This window comes from Neorhizobium tomejilense, assembly GCF_964254135.1.
In the GTDB taxonomy this organism is placed as follows: Bacteria; Pseudomonadota; Alphaproteobacteria; order Rhizobiales; family Rhizobiaceae; genus Neorhizobium; species Neorhizobium tomejilense.
Genome location: NZ_CAXUSO020000001.1, coordinates 3,064,419 through 3,082,404 on the forward strand (window position 1 = coordinate 3,064,419; position 17,986 = coordinate 3,082,404).

General features: G+C 61.8%; 21 protein-coding genes. 8 read left to right on the forward strand and 13 right to left on the reverse strand.

The window, feature by feature from the left end:
- The first annotated feature begins 15 nt into the window (after positions 1-15).
- Both ACSQ3G_RS15555 and ACSQ3G_RS15560 read left to right on the forward strand, forming a co-directional pair.
- On the forward strand, positions 16-408 hold the full coding sequence (locus ACSQ3G_RS15555) for a BON domain-containing protein (RefSeq protein WP_436110663.1): 393 nt from the start codon (positions 16-18) through the stop codon (positions 406-408).
- Between the two features lie 85 nt (positions 409-493).
- The gene (locus tag ACSQ3G_RS15560) at positions 494-991 is read left to right on the forward strand and encodes a YciE/YciF ferroxidase family protein (RefSeq protein ID WP_105434709.1); all 498 of its coding nucleotides are present in this window, start codon (positions 494-496) and stop codon (positions 989-991) included.
- Positions 992-1,099: 108 nt separating this feature from the next.
- On the opposite strand, the gene ACSQ3G_RS15565 is transcribed toward ACSQ3G_RS15560, so the two are convergent.
- The gene (locus ACSQ3G_RS15565; RefSeq protein ID WP_105419827.1) at positions 1,100-1,348 is read right to left on the reverse strand and encodes a hypothetical protein; all 249 of its coding nucleotides are present in this window, start codon (positions 1,346-1,348) and stop codon (positions 1,100-1,102) included.
- A gap of 176 nt (positions 1,349-1,524) precedes the next feature.
- On the opposite strand from ACSQ3G_RS15565, the gene ACSQ3G_RS15570 reads away from it, so the two are divergent.
- Together ACSQ3G_RS15570 and glgA are read left to right on the forward strand one after the other, a co-directional pair.
- Entirely contained in the window at positions 1,525-1,875 is a 351-nt protein-coding gene (locus ACSQ3G_RS15570; RefSeq protein WP_105439607.1) for a DUF2934 domain-containing protein, read from the forward strand.
- 300 nt (positions 1,876-2,175) lie between these two features.
- Positions 2,176-3,660, forward strand: a complete 1,485-nt coding sequence (gene glgA, locus ACSQ3G_RS15575; RefSeq protein WP_436110664.1) for a glycogen synthase GlgA — start codon at positions 2,176-2,178, stop codon at positions 3,658-3,660.
- A gap of 76 nt (positions 3,661-3,736) precedes the next feature.
- Here glgA and glgX read toward each other — a convergent pair whose 3' ends face one another.
- From glgX to ACSQ3G_RS15590, 3 genes are all read right to left on the reverse strand, one after another.
- Positions 3,737-5,815, reverse strand: a complete 2,079-nt coding sequence (gene glgX / locus ACSQ3G_RS15580; protein ID WP_436110665.1) for a glycogen debranching protein GlgX — start codon at positions 5,813-5,815, stop codon at positions 3,737-3,739.
- A gap of 72 nt (positions 5,816-5,887) precedes the next feature.
- The gene (locus ACSQ3G_RS15585) at positions 5,888-6,130 is read right to left on the reverse strand and encodes a hypothetical protein (RefSeq protein WP_105419831.1); all 243 of its coding nucleotides are present in this window, start codon (positions 6,128-6,130) and stop codon (positions 5,888-5,890) included.
- Positions 6,127-6,414: a hypothetical protein gene (locus ACSQ3G_RS15590; protein WP_436110666.1), complete on the reverse strand. Its 288-nt coding sequence runs from the start codon at positions 6,412-6,414 to the stop codon at positions 6,127-6,129. The genes ACSQ3G_RS15585 and ACSQ3G_RS15590 overlap by 4 nt, the downstream gene beginning before the upstream one ends.
- 115 nt (positions 6,415-6,529) lie before the next feature.
- Between ACSQ3G_RS15590 and ACSQ3G_RS15595 the strand changes: the two genes are divergently transcribed.
- Positions 6,530-6,796 carry a hypothetical protein gene (locus ACSQ3G_RS15595; protein WP_105400003.1) on the forward strand — a complete coding sequence of 89 codons (267 nt, stop codon included), beginning with the start codon at positions 6,530-6,532 and terminating at the stop codon, positions 6,794-6,796.
- A gap of 71 nt (positions 6,797-6,867) precedes the next feature.
- Positions 6,868-6,990 (forward strand): hypothetical protein, encoded by a 123-nt coding sequence (locus ACSQ3G_RS15600; protein WP_007751416.1) that lies wholly within the window; start codon positions 6,868-6,870, stop codon positions 6,988-6,990.
- Between the two features lie 34 nt (positions 6,991-7,024).
- Here the strand turns inward: ACSQ3G_RS15600 and ACSQ3G_RS15605 are convergent, their stop codons facing one another.
- Positions 7,025-8,089 (reverse strand): c-type cytochrome, encoded by a 1,065-nt coding sequence (locus ACSQ3G_RS15605; protein ID WP_436110667.1) that lies wholly within the window; start codon positions 8,087-8,089, stop codon positions 7,025-7,027.
- 342 nt (positions 8,090-8,431) lie between these two features.
- On the opposite strand from ACSQ3G_RS15605, the gene ACSQ3G_RS15610 reads away from it, so the two are divergent.
- Entirely contained in the window at positions 8,432-8,629 is a 198-nt protein-coding gene (locus ACSQ3G_RS15610) for a hypothetical protein (RefSeq protein ID WP_436110668.1), read from the forward strand.
- Positions 8,630-8,680: 51 nt separating this feature from the next.
- Positions 8,681-9,241 carry a type 1 glutamine amidotransferase domain-containing protein gene (locus ACSQ3G_RS15615; RefSeq protein WP_436110669.1) on the forward strand — a complete coding sequence of 187 codons (561 nt, stop codon included), beginning with the start codon at positions 8,681-8,683 and terminating at the stop codon, positions 9,239-9,241.
- 59 nt (positions 9,242-9,300) lie between these two features.
- Here the strand turns inward: ACSQ3G_RS15615 and ACSQ3G_RS15620 are convergent, their stop codons facing one another.
- The 8 genes from ACSQ3G_RS15620 to ACSQ3G_RS15655 form a co-directional block, all read right to left on the reverse strand.
- The gene (locus tag ACSQ3G_RS15620; protein ID WP_436111722.1) at positions 9,301-10,317 is read right to left on the reverse strand and encodes a DNA topoisomerase IB; all 1,017 of its coding nucleotides are present in this window, start codon (positions 10,315-10,317) and stop codon (positions 9,301-9,303) included.
- 83 nt (positions 10,318-10,400) lie between these two features.
- On the reverse strand, positions 10,401-12,101 hold the full coding sequence (locus ACSQ3G_RS15625) for a sensor histidine kinase (RefSeq protein WP_105419841.1): 1,701 nt from the start codon (positions 12,099-12,101) through the stop codon (positions 10,401-10,403).
- Positions 12,102-12,272: 171 nt separating this feature from the next.
- The gene (locus ACSQ3G_RS15630; RefSeq protein ID WP_436110670.1) at positions 12,273-12,494 is read right to left on the reverse strand and encodes a hypothetical protein; all 222 of its coding nucleotides are present in this window, start codon (positions 12,492-12,494) and stop codon (positions 12,273-12,275) included.
- Between the two features lie 63 nt (positions 12,495-12,557).
- The gene (locus tag ACSQ3G_RS15635; RefSeq protein WP_436110671.1) at positions 12,558-13,358 is read right to left on the reverse strand and encodes a BON domain-containing protein; all 801 of its coding nucleotides are present in this window, start codon (positions 13,356-13,358) and stop codon (positions 12,558-12,560) included.
- Positions 13,359-13,472: 114 nt separating this feature from the next.
- The gene (locus ACSQ3G_RS15640) at positions 13,473-14,579 is read right to left on the reverse strand and encodes an ABC transporter ATP-binding protein (RefSeq protein ID WP_436110672.1); all 1,107 of its coding nucleotides are present in this window, start codon (positions 14,577-14,579) and stop codon (positions 13,473-13,475) included.
- A gap of 6 nt (positions 14,580-14,585) precedes the next feature.
- Positions 14,586-15,467, reverse strand: coding sequence for a carbohydrate ABC transporter permease (locus ACSQ3G_RS15645; protein WP_436110673.1), 882 nt, complete (start codon positions 15,465-15,467; stop codon positions 14,586-14,588).
- On the reverse strand, positions 15,464-16,390 hold the full coding sequence (locus ACSQ3G_RS15650) for a carbohydrate ABC transporter permease (protein WP_436110674.1): 927 nt from the start codon (positions 16,388-16,390) through the stop codon (positions 15,464-15,466). Before ACSQ3G_RS15650 ends, ACSQ3G_RS15645 begins: the two co-directional genes overlap by 4 nt.
- 267 nt (positions 16,391-16,657) lie before the next feature.
- A complete protein-coding gene (locus ACSQ3G_RS15655) occupies positions 16,658-17,908 on the reverse strand; it encodes an ABC transporter substrate-binding protein (protein WP_206051158.1) in 1,251 nt (416 codons plus the stop codon).
- Between the last annotated feature and the right edge of the window lie 78 nt (positions 17,909-17,986).

Here is a 17,986-nt window from a genome sequence, read left to right on the forward strand (position 1 = left end):
AGAAGGAGAAAGCCGATGAAGAATGAGCAGCCGAAAGCTGGCCGTCCCGGCGAGACCTCGCAATGGCCTCGATGGGAGGGCCCGGCGGAAAGCCGCCCAAGCGGTTATCTTCAGGGCGAAGCCAATATCTTTGCCGAGGGACCGGAGCAGGAAAAGCAGATCGGCAAGGGACCGGACGGTTACAAACGCCCCGACGATCTGATCGCACAGGACGTGAATGAACAACTGACGCAGGACGCCTTTCTCGACCCGACCAACATGACGGTCTCGGTGGAGAACGGCGAAGTGACGCTGGAGGGGTACGTGGCCCACCTTGCGGACAAGGAGCGCGCCCAGGACGTCGTCCTCGACATCCAGGGTATCACCGCCTGCCGCAACAATCTTCGAATAGCCCCCGAAAGGCACTGATCTGCGTGGAACCTGTGAGGCGGTCACTCGTTAGATGCCTCGCAATCCCTGCCTCAAGAATACTCATCAACAAGGAGAGACACCCATGGCCAGTAAGACCCTCGACGACCTTTTCCATGAAACCCTGAAGGACATCTATTACGCGGAACGCCAGATCGTGAAGGCGCTGCCGAAGATGGCGCGGGGCGCACAGGATCCGAAGCTGAAGGCGGCATTCGAAAAGCACAGGGAAGAAACCGAAGGCCAGATCGATCGCCTGAAGCAGGTCTTCGAGATCATCGGCAAACGGGCCCAGGGCAAGACTTGCCCGGCCATCGACGGCATCATCGAGGAAGGCGAGGAAATCCTTGACGAGTTCAAGGGCACTCCGGCTCTCGACGCGGGCCTGCTCGCCGCGGCCCAGGCGGTCGAACACTACGAGATCAGCCGTTATGGCACCCTGCGCGCCTGGGCTCAGCAGCTCGGCCACCGGGATGCGGTAACGCTCCTCGAACAGACGCTCGCCGAGGAAAGCAAGACCGACGAGGCTCTGACGGCCCTTGCCAAGACTGCCGTCAACACAGCGGCCCAGAAGGCTGCGTGACGTTTCGAGCGATCGGAAGAAAGGCGCGGCCTCGGCCGCGTCTTTTTCGCGACCCGAACATACAAAAAAACCCGGCTTCCGCCGGGTTTTTCCTCCCTTCCGGCCTCCTCAAGCCGGGAAAGATCGCCTCAAAACCGAGGCATCTGGGTGTCCGTGCATGGTCGGAATCGGCAACATCTCGCCGTTCGGCGCCTGTCTCCGGAAGATCTCCACCCGACCGCTTCGGTCGCGCGCCACATGGGCCTTGGCGGCCTCCATGGCGAGTTCATAGGTGTGGTAATAAGACGCAGACTGCACGCCGTCTATGACATAGACCCAGCCGGTTGCGTGTGGAACGATATCGCAGTACTTTCCCATTGGATGTGTCTCCTTCCCGGCGGCCATAAGTACATTCGACAGCCAAAAGTTCCGCCTCCGGGGAAGTTTTTTTTCGAGTGTTGGCCGCGTCTCGGCCGGGTTGCGATTTTTCGTTTTTACCAGGGAACTTTTCTTGGCCGCGCACGTTTGGGGCGCTTGGGCGAATGGAGACAAGAATGGCGGAATCCGAAGAAATCTGGATCAGAAAGCGGGCCTACACGTTGTGGGAAGAAGAAGGCTATCCCTCGGGCAAGGATAGGGAACATTGGGAAAGAGCGAAGCTCGAATATGCGACGCTCGGGCCGACCGCTTCAAAAAGGCCTGCGGCAGGATCGGGCGGCAAATCCGCCACCGCCGTGAAGCCGCCAAAGGCGGCGTCGAAGGCTGCAACTCCCAAACCGGCAGCGAAAACCGCTGCAGCCAAGGCTTCTCCGGCAAAGACAACTTCCAAGGCACCGGCCGCTGCCATGCCGGAAGCCGTCGAGCCGGCCAAGAAGCGTTCCAAGAAGGTTCCAGCTGGCGCCTGACGCCGCCTGCCACCCAGCTTCATCACTATCGTTACTGGTCGCGGCGACTGACATCATCGCGGCCTCGGGTTCGTTTATCCTGGAAAATCGAAAATGGCTTTTGCGTCTGAACTTGGTCTCGTTTCCGCCCTGACGGAGGAACGTTGGCTAGGGCGAAAACGTTCTGGAGGGTGAGACTGGCAGATGGCGGAGGCACGTATGATGAACGCTTACGTCCCGATCGGCGAACCCCGTCGAGATGAGCGGAGCGCGGGCGGACAGGGGATCAATACTGGTTATGGAAAGCGGGGGCTTCCCGGCATGAGAATTCTTTCGGTCACCTCCGAAATCTTCCCCCTTGTGAAGACGGGTGGCCTTGCAGACGTGACCGGGTCTCTGCCTAAGGCGCTCAGCCCCCTCGGCATCGAGACCACCTCCCTGATCCCCGGTTATCCCCAGGTCATGCAGCAGCTGAAGAGCGCCATGCCGCTGGTCACCTTCGAAAACCTGCTCGGCGAAAAGGCAGCGCTCCTCCATACCCGTGTCGAAGGCCTCAGCCTTTTCATCCTCGACGCACCCGCCCTCTACGACCGGCCCGGCGGCCCTTATGTCGACGAAGAGGGCATGGATCATCCCGACAACTGGAGGCGGTTCGCCGCACTTTCCCTCGCCGCGGCAGAAATCGCCGATGGATTGCTGCCGGGCTGGGTTCCGGACCTTGTTCACACCCATGACTGGCAGTCTGCGCTGACCTCGGTCTACATGCGCGAACGCGGTTGCAAGACGCCGGTGGTTCTGACCATCCACAACCTCGCTTTCCAGGGTCAATATCCTGCCGGCGTGCTGATGAGCATAGGCCTGCCGCCGGAGGCCTATTCGATGAACCGCATGGAATATTTCGGCGATATCAGTTTTCTGAAGGGTGGCCTGCAGACGGTCGATGCGATCACCACTGTCAGCCCGACCTATGCCCGCGAAATCCTCACCCCGCGCTTCGGCATGGGCATGGACGGGGTCCTGAATGCCCGCGTCTCCGTCCTGCGCGGCATCGTCAACGGCATCGATCTCGATATCTGGGATCCGTCGACGGATCCGCACCTGCCACGCAACTACGACGTCGGCACGCTACGCCGCAAGCGCGAGAACCGCGCGGTGCTGCTTCGAAAATTCGGGCTGAACCCGGCAAACGAAGGTCCCGTGTTTTCCGCCGTCAGCCGGCTGACCTGGCAGAAAGGTTTCGACATGTTCGCCGATACGGCGGACGAGATCATTCGCCACGGCGGCCAGGTCATCGTCTTCGGGCAGGGCGACCGCGAGATCGAGCGGGCGCTTGCGGATACCGCCGCGCGTTTTCCGGGCCGGATGGCGGTGCATTTCGGCTACGACGAACCGACGGCGCATCTGGTTCACGGCGGGTCCGACGCCATCGTGCAGCCCTCCCGCTTCGAACCCTGCGGGCTGACCCAGCTCTATGCGTTGCGTTACGGCTGCGTCCCCGTCGTCTCCCGCACCGGCGGACTTTCGGAAACGATCATCGATGCCAATGATGCGGCCATGTCGGCGCGCGTCGCAACCGGTTTCCAGTTCCATCCAGTGACCACGGACGGACTGAGGCTCGCACTTCGCCGCGCACTGCACGCCTATGCCGACCCGAAAATGTGGGCGCGGCTGCAGAACCAGGGCATGAAGGCAAAGTTCTCCTGGGAACGCAGTGCCCAGCAATATGCCGCCGTTTATGCCAATCTCGTGCTGAAGTCCGGTCATGTCGTCTCGACAAGCTCGGATATCCGGCGCGCGACGCTATAGCCTTCTCAGCAGCCACAGGAAAAGACCGGCTCGAAGGCCGGTTTTTGATGGGGCAAAGGCAGGAAGTTCGAAGGCCTTACGGCCTGCGGAAGAGTGCCAGGCTGCGCGCTTCAAGCTCGAAATCCTTTTCCTTGGTAATCACCAGACCGCGCTTGGAAAGGTCGGAGGTGGTGAGTTCAAGCACCCAGCCGCCCTCGCCGAACTGCGGGATGCGGAACGGCACATTGCCCTCGAACGGATTGAAGAGCAGCAGCACGTCGTGCCAGATGCCCTCCTCTTCCCGAAGATCAGTCCGGCCGATATGGAGGCCGAGCGTGGAGCCTTCGTCCCACTGCTCCGGCGTCTGAAAACCGCCGCCGGCGTTGAACCATTTGATCTCAAGGCCGTCGCGCCAGTTCTCACGACGCAGCAGCGGCTGTTCGCGTCGCAGCTTGATGATCTGGCGGGTGAACTCGCGCAGCTCCTCGCAGCCCTCGGGCAGGTCCTCCCAATGAACCCAGGAAATGTCGCTGTCCTGGCAATAGCCGTTGTTGTTGCCCATCTGGCTGCGGCCGAACTCGTCGCCGGCAAGCAGCATCGGCGTGCCGTGCGAGAAGAACAGGGTGGCGAGGAAATTGCGCTTCTGGCGATCGCGCACCGCATTGATGCCCTCGTCCTCGGTTGGCCCTTCCGCGCCGTAGTTGTAGCTGCGATTGTCGTTGTGGCCGTCGTTATTGTCCTCGCCATTCGCCTCGTTGTGTTTCTCGTTGTAGGAGACGAGATCGTTCAGGGTGAAGCCGTCATGGGCGGCGATGAAGTTGACGCTCGCCCACGGCCGCCGACCGCGCTGATCATAAAGATCGCCGGAGCCGAGCAGGCGGGCGGCGAAGTCCGTTGAGACGTTGGTGCCCTTCCAGTATTCGCGCACGGTGTCGCGATACTTGTCGTTCCACTCCGCCCAACCGGGCGGGAAACCGCCGACCTGGTAACCGCCGGGACCGATATCCCACGGCTCGCCGATCAGCTTTACCCTCGAAAGCACCGGATCCTGGCTGATTGCGTCGAAGAACCCGCCGCGCTGGTCGAAACCCTCCGGCTCACGGCCGAGGATGGTGCCGAGGTCGAAACGGAACCCGTCGACATGCATGCTCTCGGTCCAGTAGCGCAGCGAATCCATGATCAGCTGCAGCACGCGCGGATGCGACGTGTTGACGGTGTTCCCGGTTCCCGTGTCGTTGATGTAGTAGCGGTGCTGGTCGGGCATGGTCCGGTAGTAGGAGAAGTTGTCGATGCCCTTGAACGACAACGTCGGCCCGAGCTCGTTGCCCTCCGCCGTGTGGTTGTAGACCACATCGAGAATGACCTCGATCCCGGCATCGTGGAACGACCGCACCATGTCGCGAAAGCCTTGGATCCCTCGCGGTCCATAGTAGCGGGAGGCAGGCGCGAAGAAACCGAGCGTGTTGTAACCCCAGAAATTATGCAGGCCCTTGTCGAGCAGGTGCTGATCGTCTGGGAAATAATGGACCGGCATCAGTTCGACGGACGTGATGCCGAGGCTCTTGATGTATTCCACCGACGCCTTGTGGCCCATGCCGTCGAATGTGCCGCGCAACTCCTTCGGAATGCCCGGATTGAGCTGGGTGAAGCCCTTCACATGGGTCTCGTAGACGATCGTCGCCGGCCAGGGAATGTTCGGCCGGTTCTGGTCCTGCCAGTCGAATTCGTTCGGATCGATGACCCTGCATTTCGGCATGAACGGCGCGCTGTCGCGCTCGTCGAAGGTGAGATCCTTGTCCTCGTGCAGAAGATCGTAGGCGAAATGTGCCTCGTTCCAGTCGACCTCCCCGAAAAATTCTCGGGCGTATGGGTCGATCAGCAGCTTGTTCGGGTTGAAGCGATGACCATTTTCAGGGTCGTATGGGCCGTGGACGCGGAAGCCATAGAGGGCGCCAGGCTTCAGTCCCGGCACATAGCCATGCCAGATTTCATGGGTGTATTCGGGAAGCTCAAGCCTGGCGATCTCTATCTTGCCGCTCGGGTCGTAGAGGCAAAGCTCCACCCGTTCCGCATGGGCCGAGAAAATCGCGAAATTGACACCCTCGCCGTCAAAATTGGCTCCAAGCTGAAGCCAGGAGCCGGACTCGATGACAAAGTGGTTTGATTTCGTATCCATGCGGCACCCAATTAAAAGACTGGCGTCATAATGGTGCGGCACAACATTTCGTTCCCTGCGCCTCGAGGAAAACTACGGATTGCCCGATCCGGTCGCCGGCGGCGGATTGCCCGGCGTCGTATTGGTGGTCCCAGATGGCGATGTCGCCGGGCTCTGGCCACCCGTTCCCGTCTGCGGCGACGGGTTGCGATCCGCAGGCGCCGTATTGCCGGACTGCTGCGGCGTATTGTTGATCGGATCGCTCTGTTTTTCGCCGCTGTCGCTACAGGCGCTCAAAAGCACGACGGTCGACAGCGCAACAACGAAACTCTTCATGTCTCATCTTCTCCGTGGGACTTGCGAAACGTGGCCTGCCGGCGATGCGCATCGAGCGCGATCACCTTCTCGACCGCGGCGACATCCTCGGCGGTTGCGGCTGGGATGGGGTCGCTGGCGATGGCTTCCAGCACTTCAGGCGCCAGTGCGCCGTTGCGAATGACGTATTCCAGCGCCTCGCGGGTCTGCCGTTCGGCCTTCAACTGGGCGTAAAGGGCAAGGATCAGCCGGTCGCGCGCATCGCGCTGACCCTGATGGCCTTTCGATCTGGCGAATTCTGCCATGGTCTTTCTCCATGTTCCTGCTGAAGGGTCAACTTTCGGTCCCGGCGATTGTTCCCTCGGCCAGAACCTCCGCTATCTCCTTGAAGAGGCGAAGCACGGGACAAGGAGGAAAACCATGTCGACGCTGACATCACATGAACTGGAGGGGCGCCTGAATGCCCACCGAGAACTGCTGATCGAGCTCTTGTCCGCGATGATCGGGGGCGAAGTGACCATCACGTCACTCCTCAGACGGCTGCGCGACGACGCGACGTTCAAGGACAACGAGGAGGATCCGGGCGTGTTGCCGGAAGGCGCATTCGCAATCGAGAATTCCGCGGCGCGCGAGGTGCGGTCGATCCTCGACGCGGCACGTGCCAGGGCTGCGGCCGACGAGAATTGAGGTGCCGTTAACCGTGCCAAGTCACATTTAAGGCGATCCCGCCACGTTTATGGCCATTTCGTGGAACTACAATGCGACTTTCTCGTTCATTCACGACCGAAGCGATGGAGGCGACGATGGTCAGAGAATGGGTAGAAGCAGCAGGCTTTGTTCTGGTGATCGCCGCCTGCTACATGATGGTCATCCCCGTCTGAGTTTCAAGCTCCTGGGGAGGAGAGAGGCCTTGAGCTAAGGCCCACTGCTCTCGCGGCCGGCAAAGAAGGCCGCGAGAGCGGCAAAATCTTCTTCATTCAATTTTTTTGCCACCTCGGTCATCAGGTGGCTGAAGGAAGACCCGCCTCGCACACCTGCATGGAGGAGGCGGAGCTGGCGCTCCAGATAAGGGGCGTTTTGACCCGAGATGCGCGGATAGGCAGGATTGCCGCCGGGCTTTTCGTGGCAACTGAGGCAGGCGGGAATTTTGTCTGCCGCTCTTCCCCTTTCCGCGATCTCGCGGCCCCTTTCCACGAGCTGTAGATCAACCGGCGCCGAAGGCCTTTGCGGTCTCGCCTGCTTGGCATAATAGGCCGCCAGCTCCGGCAGGCTTTCCTCCGCCAAGGTCCCGACCGCGACCTTCATGACGCCGCTCGCCCGCTCGCCATGCGCATAGGCGCGCAGGCTGTTGAGCAGGTAGGCTTCCGACTGCCCGGCGAGCCGCGGGATGACGCTGTTGCCGTTGAGGCGTTTTTCCGCATGGCAGCTTTCGCAGGTGATCGGCAGCGGCGACACTTCGCCCGCGGTGCCGATACCATGCAGGCCGGACGCCTGCAGATAGGCATTGCCGTCCATGCCCGGCAGCTTTCGCAGGAACGCTACCATGTCCCAGACCTCGTCGTCGCGCACCTGCGCCGGCCAGGCCGGCATGCCGGTGAAGCGCACCCCGTGCTTGACGATCTCGAAGAGTTCCGCATCGCTCCAGCCGGGAACCACCGTCTTCAGATCCGGCGGCGGCGGCAGCATGGCGAGCACGGCGCCTGAAGCCTTTTGTGCCGGCGAGCCATGACAGATGGCGCAGCCGGTCTCGAAATGCCCGGCCGCCGGCGGTAGCAGCGCCGGGTTGTCGAGCGGCGGCACTTCGATGGAAAGAGCCGCAGTCCGGATCGAATTGCGCATCACCCAGTGCAGGAACCAGTCGGTCATTCCCCAATGACCGGTGCTCGCCTTGACGCTCATCAGTCCGGACCAGGCGAACCCAAGCCCTAGAAGCGGCGCCACGATCACCAGGATCGCGAGATATTTCCAGCGGATCGTCATCGGCCATTCCTCCCCAAAGGCCCCAGCGCGGCGTCGTCCGGCATGCGGGGCGATATCGCCTGTGTTCGCAACGGCGCAAGCGTCCACGGCGAGGCGGCTCGTCTCGGCCGTCACCGTAAAGCGGATGGAGAGAAAGGGAAAGCAGCACGCCGAAGGCCGAAGGTTGGGCTTCAGCAAGAGAGCCGGGAAAATTCGACACCGAACGTGCCATCGGAAATTTTGTTCCAGCCGGCGGATAACTTTATGTAACCGACTGTGAAAAAGTTGGAACCAATCCTTCGACGACGGGTTTGCTCCCCTGTGAACGGGCAATCGCCCAGCATTCGCGACGGGAGAAAAACCATGAGACACTTTCTAAAAATACTCAGAAACAGGCTCACAGGCACTCAACAGAAGAAAACTTTCGCCGTGGCCCATCCGGAAGAACTGCAGGTCGTCGTACCTGATGCCGTGGTCCTTCCGTTACCCAAGTCGCCTCGTGAGGAAATCAGCGTCCCCGCCTCCATCAACGGCCGGGACCTCTCCACCGGCCGGCTGTGAGGCCGGCCGAGACTTCGCGAACCACGGAACTGCCAACAAAAGGAGACCAGCATGACCACCATCGAGTCCGCCAACATCCTGATCCTCGCGGCCGACGGCTATGAGCGATCGGAACTGCGCGCCCCGCTGGAGGAACTGAAAAATCGTGGAGCCGGCGTCAAGATCGCGTCCATCAAGCCAGGCGAGATCAAAAGCTGGGACAAGAAGAACTGGGGCGATACCGTCCCGGTGGACCTGGAGGCCAGGAACGTCAACGCGGAGGACTTCGATGCCCTCGTGTTGCCGGGTGGCCAGATCAACCCCGACATCCTGCGTGACAACGAAGATGCCATGAAGGTCGTGCGAGACTTCGTGAAAAGCGGCAAGCCGGTCGCCGCGATCTGCCATGGCCCATGGTTGCTGGTGGAGGCCGATGCGCTTCGCGGTCGCAAGGCGACCTCCTATCATTCGATCCGCACCGACATCCGCAATGCCGGCGCATCCTGGAAGGATGAAGCCGTCGTGGTCGACAACGGCATCATCACCTCGCGCTCGCCCGAGGATCTGCCCCAATTCGTGGCGAAGATCGTCGAGGAAGTCCAGGAAGGGCGCCACAACCGCCGGGCAGCGTAACTTGACGTAGCTCGGCTCCGGCCGTCCGCAACCTCCTCGCGGGCGGCCGACACGGACGTCTAGACCTGCTTCAGAAAGGCCAGAAGCCGCCGTTCGTTGGCGCGCAACTCCTTCGGCCGCGTCAGCGCCACCTTGTCCTGCATCACCTTTTCCAGCGGCGAGACGTCCTCCGAAAGTGCCAGGATGTTCGGGTGGATATAGCTCGAGCGGCAGACCGCCGGCGTGTTGTGCAGGGCTTCCGCCGCCGCCTTGCACATCGCCTTGATCTTCGGGCGCCGGCCCTCCTCCTCCACCACATCCCAGGCCGCCATCAGCGCGGCGAGACTGCCGCCCCAGGTGCGGAACGTCTTGGCCGAGACGGCGAAACCCGCGGCGTTGGCAAGATAAGCGTTGAGCCGGCCCGAATCGATCGGACGCGGCACACCCTGCTCGTCCGGCCAGGAAAACAGCTGCCGGCCCGGCAGGTCGGCGATTTCTTCCAGGATGCGCTGCAGACGGGGATGTTTCAGCGTGTGCTGCACGCGCCGGCCGCCCTTGGCGACGAAGCGCAACGTGACCGCTTCCCCGGACAGCGTCATGTGGCGCTTCAGCAGCGTCGTCGCGCCGTAGGTCTTGTTCTCCTTGGCGTAAAGACGGTTGCCGACCCGCAAATGCGTCGCGTCCATCAGGGCCACCAATGCGGCGATCACCGCATCGGAAGTGTCGAGGCCAAGCTCCAGGTCGCGTTTCGCCTTGCGGCGGATCCGCGGCAGAGCCTCGCCGAACCGGGCGAGCTGGTCGAACTTGCGTTCGCTGCGAAAGTTCTGCCAGTCGGGATGATAACGATACTGCTTGCGGCCGCGTGAATCATAGCCGGTTGCCTGGAGATGCCCGCGTGGATCGAGGCAGATCCAGACATTCTCATAGGCAGGCGGCAGTCCGAGCGAGGCGATCCGCAGGCGATGCTTCGGATCGGAGAGCAAGGTGCCGTCCGGCAGGCGGTAGGTAAAGCCCTTGCCGCGCCTGAGCCGACGGATGCCAGGCTCCGTGTCGCTGACATAGGTAAGGCCGATGGTATCGAGGGAATTCTGATCGATGTCGATCGTGGTGAGCATGGCGTCCATGGCCGACCAAACGGCGAGGACCGCACCTTCGTTCCGGCACCCAGCGGAGATAACCGCTAGATGGCTATGTCCTTGAGAGTTTCGGCGCCCTCGCCTCGCTCGAAGGCCAGGCGCGGCGCATTCAAGGACCAGCGAAGCCCTTCGGTGCGGAAGTCTACCTCGACCTGGCCGGCGAAAGCCGCCGCCGCATGGCGCCTGATGATCGTCGTGCCGAACCCGGTGCGGGAAGGCTCGTGGACCGCCGGCCCGCCCCTCTCTTCCCAGACGAGCTCAAGCCGGCTTTCGCCGTCATCTTCGTCGACCCTATCCTTCCAGGCGATCCGCACTCTGCCCTGCGGCACGGAGAGTGCACCGTATTTCACCGAGTTGGTCGCAAGCTCGTGGAGGATGAGGCCAAGGTTCTGTACCGCTTCGGCCTTGAGGATAAAATCTGTGCCCTGCAGTTCGACCCGGTCGGCTGCGTCCGCGAACGTGCTCATGTGGATTTCGATGACGCGGCGGATCGAGACCCCGGCCCACTGCTCCTTCGCCAGCGCCTCGATGGATTTGCCGAGGCCCTGCAGGCGGGTGCTGATCGCCTTCTGGAACTCCTCCATCGTGGTATCCTGGCGTGCCAGCTGGCGCATCATCGCCTGGATCAGCGTCAGGATGTTCTTGGTCCGGTGAACCAACTCATGCAGGATGAGGTGAATGCGGTCTTCCGCCTCGCTGCGGTCGAAGGAGGCATTGGAAAGGGCGATCGCGACCTGGTTGGCCTCGCGGATCTTCGTCTCCACGGGCGAGACGATCTCGCCCTTGCCGATCCGCTCGGCCATTTCGGCGATCTGCCGGATCGGGATGCGAAGCTGGCGACCGACGAGCCAAGCGATCAGCATGCCGAGAGCGAGGAAGATCGCACCGCCGGCGATCAACTGCCGCCACGTAGTCAGGATGCTCGCCTGCGCCGCATCGATCGGCCCCCAGACGACGGCCTTCCACGTCCAGCCGGTGATCTGGGCGTAGCCATACATCTGCCGGCGGCTGCCGTCGACATCCTCGATCGTGCCTTTGAAGCCAGTCATCAGCTTGAGCATGTCGGAGGGAAACGCCGCACCGGAACCGAGCGCATGGGCGCCGAGGGAGGTCACTATCTTTCCGGCGCCATCGACGACCGCGACCGACCAGCCGGCAGGAAGCCCCTCCGTCGAGATCAGCGTCTGCAGATCCTCGGCATTCTGCGTCATGATCATCGCGGCGCCGGAATGCGAAATCTCCTTGGGCAGCGGCATCGTGACATTGAAGACATGCTTGCCGCTGGTGGCGCCGAAAAACACGTTGGAGACTTCGGTCACGCCATTGTTCAGAACCGATTGGAGCGCCGGCATGCTGGAAATCTTGCCAAGCGGCGCGTCGAACGGCACGCGGGTGTTGAGCCGCTGCTGCCCATCCGCGTTGACGACGAGAACATAGAGCGAATTGGACCGCAGGCTGTTCTGGGTTCGGTTGTGGAAGGCGCGCAAGTCGCCGGCCTCGAGCTCCGGCGAGGTGACAAGCAGCCGAAGCGTCGTCGCCATGTCCTGCAGCTCGCGGTCGATCGAGCGAGCGATGAGCTGTGCGTCTTCGGCGGTCTCGGCTGCAAGAATCTCCCGCTCGTTCGCCTCCAGCTCTATCATCAGGTAACCGACGAAAATCAGCAAAGGCAACGCCACGCCAGCCGCCAGAGCGACCAGATAGGCACCGATCGGCGCCGTGGGAAAAAACCGCGAAACTCTAAACATTCCGCGTCTTTACCCTATGGAAAAAAGCTGCAGGTGCCTGTGCCACCTGCCGGCATTATTCATTTCCGTGTCCCGCCATCCGCTAATATTCCAGCGGGTCTTATCTAACCGGTTTTAGAGGCCGGGCCAAGGATTGATTGCCGGCGATATGGTTTTCCGGAACGGGACGGGTCAGGTATGCCGAGGCCGCTCCGCCACGTCGTAGTTCACATCCCAGTCTTTTTCCGGCCCCTTTTTGCCAGGCGGATTGCGGTGTTTCGTCGCGTCGTCGGAGCCGGTGATCACAGTCGGTTTGGCGCTCGCGACTCCGTTTGCCTTGCGGTCCGCCCGGGACTTGGCGTACTGCCCCTCGGCGTCCTTGTGGATTTTGGCGCTATCGCTGTTTTCGGTCATGATGTCTCCTTCCCGAATGAAGTCAGGCCACTGCCAGCGGCCTGACGCGTGGAACAGGCCGGTTCAGACCGTGGTCGAGCCCGCCAGCGTATCGGTCGAACTATTGTTGACGCGCAGGTTGTTCTGGACGTGCCGGACGCCGGAAACCTCGTCCACCAGATCCTCGGCCCGCCGTTTGTCCCAGCGGCTCGACACGAAACCGTCGAGCGTCACTTCGGCCCCCTGGACCGTCACGGTGATGTTCGAGGCGTCGAGCACCGGATCGTCGCTGAGGCGATCATTGACGTCCTCCTCGATACGGGCGTCGGAGCGCTGATAGCCCTTTGGACCCTTGCCGCGATGTTCATCCATCTTCCGGCGATGTTCGGCACCTTCGTCACCGAACCAGGAGGCGACTTCATCACCGGCGCGCTCCATGAAGCCGCGCCTGCGGCCATAGTCGTCCGCGCCGCGGAAGCGGCTGTCAGAACCGGAACGGTCTTCACCCACGAAACGGTAGTCCGAGCCGTATCGGTCGCCATAGGCCTGGTTGACGCGGTTGCGGCCCGGCTCGTAGCTGAAAGACGAAGGTCGGCCGCGATAGGACTCGCGGGCCCAAGCCTGCGACCGCTCCGAATCGCCATAACCGGCCTCGAACCCGCCATCGTCGGAGGCCCATTGTTCGCTGCGGCCGTAGCGGGGAAACCGCGAAGGATCACTATCCTCCCGATTTGCATCACGGCTGCGCGGATCGTCGCTGGAACCGCGCACATAACCCGTATCGCCCGGGCGGTATTCGCTGGAGGACTCGCGCGCGAAATCACGCTCGTCACGCATCCGGTCGTTTCGATACCCACCCGATTGGGAATGATTTCCACTAGCCATTGTCTGTCTCCTCGGTCTGGTTTGGTCCCGTTCGCATGGGACACAGACTCAACCCCGCCTCCCCGGGATTGTTCCCCTTCGGGAGGAATGCTGGAGGTCAAACGCCTCTGCCGCTTATTCGATACGGCTGGTCGTTTGCGGATCGAAGACCACGGCCTTGTCGAGATTGAAGGCGAACGGGAACTTCTGGCCGAGTTCGACATGCACGTCGGAGCGGGTACGGGCGGTGAAAGTCGCACCGTCCAGCTTGCCGGTGACGAAGGTATCGGAGCCGGTCGGCTCGATCATCGTCACTTCCGCCTCGATCCGGGCGGTGGCGCGGGCCTGCGGATCGACGAGGCCCGCATCGGTGATCGTTTCGGGACGCAGGCCCAGGATGACGTCCTTGCCATCCGGAAGGCTGGTGGTCACGGAAGGCGGCATGGCGACCCTGACGCCGTCATTTCCAAACAGCGCGATGCTCTGCTGGCCATTGGCGCCGGATACCTTGCCCTTCAGCATGTTCATCGCCGGCGAGCCCATGAAATCGGCAACGAAAAGGTTGGCCGGGCGGCCATAGATTTCCGCCGGCGTGCCGACCTGCTGCACCATGCCTTCTTTCAGCACGACGATCTTGGTGGCAAGCGTCATCGCCTCGATCTGGTCATGGGTGACGTAGACGATCGTGGCGTGGGTATTCTGGTGCAGCGCCTTGATTTCGGCGCGCACTTCGACGCGCAGCTTGGCGTCGAGATTGGAGAGCGGCTCGTCGAACAGGAAGACGCGCGGCTGGCGCACCAGCGCCCGGCCCATGGCGACGCGCTGGCGCTGGCCGCCGGAGAGCTGGCTCGGACGGCGCTTCAGGAGATGCTCGATCTGCAGGGTCTTGGCGACCTGCTTGACCGCCGTCTCGCGCTGCGCCTTCTCGACGCCCCGCATTTCCAACGCGAACGCGATGTTCTGTTCGACCGTCATGTTCGGATAGAGCGCGTAGGACTGGAAGACCATGGCGATGTCGCGCCGCGACGGATGCAGGTCGTTGACCACCTGGCCGTCGATGACGATGTCGCCCGACGACGGCGGCAGCAGGCCGGCGATCGCGTTGAGCAGGGTGGACTTGCCGCAGCCGGACGGGCCGACGAGAACCAGGAAGCCGCCCTTTTCGAGCTCGATATTGATGCCCTTCAAGATCTCGTTATTGCCGATCTTCTTGCGAATATCCTTGATTTCAAGAAAGCTCATGTGCGGTTATCCCTTGACTGCGCCGGCCATCAGGCCACGCACGAAATAGCGTCCGGCGACGACATAGACGAACAGCGTCGGAAGCGCTGCGAACACTGCAGCCGCCATGTCGACGTTGTATTCCTTGACGCCGGTGGAGGAGGCAACGAGGTTGTTGAGCGCCACCGTCATCGGCGAGGACGTGCCGGACGAGAAGGACACGCCGAACAGGAAGTCGTTCCAGATGTTGGTGAACTGGTATATGATCGTCACGACGATGATCGGTCCGGAACTCGGCAGCAGGATGCGCCAGAAGATCCGGAAGAACCCGGCGCCGTCGATCATCGCGGCCTTCACGAGTTCATCCGGAAAGGCTTCGTAATAGTTGCGGAAGAACAGCGTGGTGAAGCCGAGGCCGTAAATCACGTGGACGATGACGAGGCCGGCGGTGGAGTTCGACAGCCCGAACGTGCCGAGCACGCGTGCCATCGGGATCAGGACCGCCTGGAACGGGATGAAACAGGCAAACAGCATCATGCCGAAGACCAGCCTGTGGCCAGGGAAACGCCACTTGGTCAACACATAGCCGTTGAGCGCACCGAGCAGGGTCGAGATCAGCACCGCGGGAACCACCATCTTGATGGAATTCCAGAAGTAGCCCTTGATGCCGACGCAGCTGACCCCGATGCAGGCCTCGCCCCAGGCACGAACCCAGGCGGAGACCGAGGGATCGCGCGGCAGCGCCAGCATGTCGCCGCCGCGGATTTCGTCGAGCGACTTCAGCGACGTCGACAGCATGACGTAGAGCGGCAGAAGATAAACAAGGGCCAGGATCACCAGGGCTGCATAGATGAAATAACGGGCGATGCGGGCTCCGCCGGCGCTGACGGTTTCGTTAGCGGCGCTCATTGCTTTCTCTCCCGCAGTTCCGAATAGAGATAGGGCACGATGATCGCGGTAATGCCCATCAGCATCATCACGGCGCTCGCCGATCCGACATTCATCTGGTTACGGGTAAACGTGTAGGAATACATGAAGGTCGAGGGCAGCTCGGTCGCGTTGCCCGGTCCGCCGCCGGTCAGCGCGATGACCAGGTCGTAGGACTTGATCGCCATATGCGCGAGCACGATGAAGGCGGAAAGGAAGACGGGCCGCAGCAGCGGAATGATGATGCGTCGATAGATGGATACCGTCGAGGCGCCATCGATCTGGGCCGCCTTGATGATCTCGCCATCGATGCCACGAAGCCCGGCCAGGAACATCGCCATGACGAAGCCTGACGCCTGCCAGACGCCGGCAATGACGACGGTGTAGATCGCCATCTTGGGATTGACCAGCCAGTCGAACTTGAAGCTCGTCCAGCCGAGATTGTGCATGGTGTTCTCGAGCCCGAGACCCGGATTGAGGAACCATTTCCACGCGGTGCCCGTGACGACGAAGGAAAGTGCCATCGGGTAGAGGAAGATCGGCCGGAGTACGCCTTCGGCGCGGATCCGCTGGTCCATGAGGATCGCGATGCCGAGCCCGAGTATGATGCAGATGCCGATATAGAGGACCCCGAAGATCGCCAGGTTCTGCATCGCCACATACCAGTTCGGCTGCGACCAGAGGCGGAAATAGGCGTCGAAACCGCCCCATTTGTAGACCGGCAGGATGCGTGAGGTCGTGAACGAAAGGTAGACCGTCCAGAGGATGAAGCCGTAGACGAAGACGAGGATCACGGCGAACGACGGCGCCAGCACGATCTTCGGCAGCGCGTTGCGCAATCCGTCCGCAAACGAGCGGCGCTCTCGCTGCGGTTCAAGCATGGGAACCGGTTCGATTGTCGTCATCATGACCTCCGGATGGGGAGCATAAGAGAAAACTTGAAAGCCGGGAAACTTTCCCGGCCATCTCGCGCAAGGGTATGATTATGGCTGGAGGTCGCCTCCACCTCCCTCATCCCTGTGCTCGTCACAGGGATCCAGCAGCGTCGCGTCTGCGACGCGGAAGACTCTTTCCAGCCCAAGGACTTGGGCTGGCTGGATTCCTGTGACAAGCACAGGAATGAGGATGGAGTGTGCGGCTCGCAATTGAGCAAACCGCACACTCATAATCACTTACTTCGCAGCCTTCACCGCTTCCGGCAGGCGCTTCAGCGCTGCATCGGTGGTGAGCTGGCCGTTGAGGTGCTGGGTGATGACGTCCAGCATGGCTTCCTTGATGGCAGCCGGCTGAGCGTAACCATGGGCGAGCGAGCCCATCAGCGTGCCCTTGGAAGAGGCTTCCGTGAGATCCGCCATGCCCTTCTTGCCGCAATCGTCGAACTTTTCGTTCGAGACGTCGGTACGGGCAGGAACGGAACCCTTGACGGTGTTGAAGGCGATCTGGAAAGCCGGATCTTCGACGGCGGACGCCATCTTGAACTGAGCCTTTTCGGCGTCGCCGCCAACGTTGAACATCATGAACTGGTCGGCGTTGAAGAGGACCGAGCCCTGCGTGCCGGGGAAGCGGATGCAGACGAAGTCCGTGCCCGGCTTCTTGTTGGCGCGCAGCCATTCGCCCTTGGACCAGTCGCCCATTTCCTGAGCGCCGGCCTTGCCTTCGATGACGAGGGCGGTCGAGAGGTTCCATTCGCGGCCCGAGAAGTTCGGGTCGAAATAGGTGCGCAGCTTCGACATGGTGTCGAAGACCTTCTTCATCGTGTCACCGGAAAGTGCCGCCGGATCGAGATCGAGAACGGCCTTCTTGTAGAATTCCGGACCGCCGGTCGAAAGCACGACGGCTTCCCAGAGCGTGCCGTCCTGCCACGGAACGCCGCCGTGAGCGAGGGCGGTGAGGCCCTGGCCCTTGAAGGCGTCGAGCAGCGTGATGAGTTCGGCGATGTTGGTCGGAACCTTGCCGCCGGCCTTGTCGAGTGCCGCCTTGTTGATCCACAGCCAGTTGGTGGAGTGGATGTTCACCGGAGCAGCGATCCAGTGGCCGTCATATTTCGAGAAGTTCTGGAGAGCGGCCGGGATGACCTTGTCCCAGCCTTCCTTCTTGGCGAGGTCGTCAAGGTTTGCGGCGACGCCCATTTCGGCCCAGTCCTTCAGGTCGAAGCCGAGAAGCTGGACGGCGGTCGGCGGGTCGCCGGCCGTGACGCGGGCGCGAAGCGCGGTCATGGCGGCAGAGCCTGCACCACCGGCAACCGGCATGTCCTTCCAGGCGACGCCCTGCTTCTGGAGGTTTTCCTTCAGCACGTTGAGCGCTGCGGCTTCACCACCCGAAGTCCACCAATGCAGGACTTCGACCTGTTCCGCGGCCTTGGCCGCACCGGCGGTCATGGCGATAAGTGCCGCACCGGCGGCGAGTTTGGCAATCATTCGAATATTCATTGAGAATCTCCCTTTGTATCCGGGCTCCTCTCCGGATATGGCGATTTATAACGATATAATTACAGTCGGTGT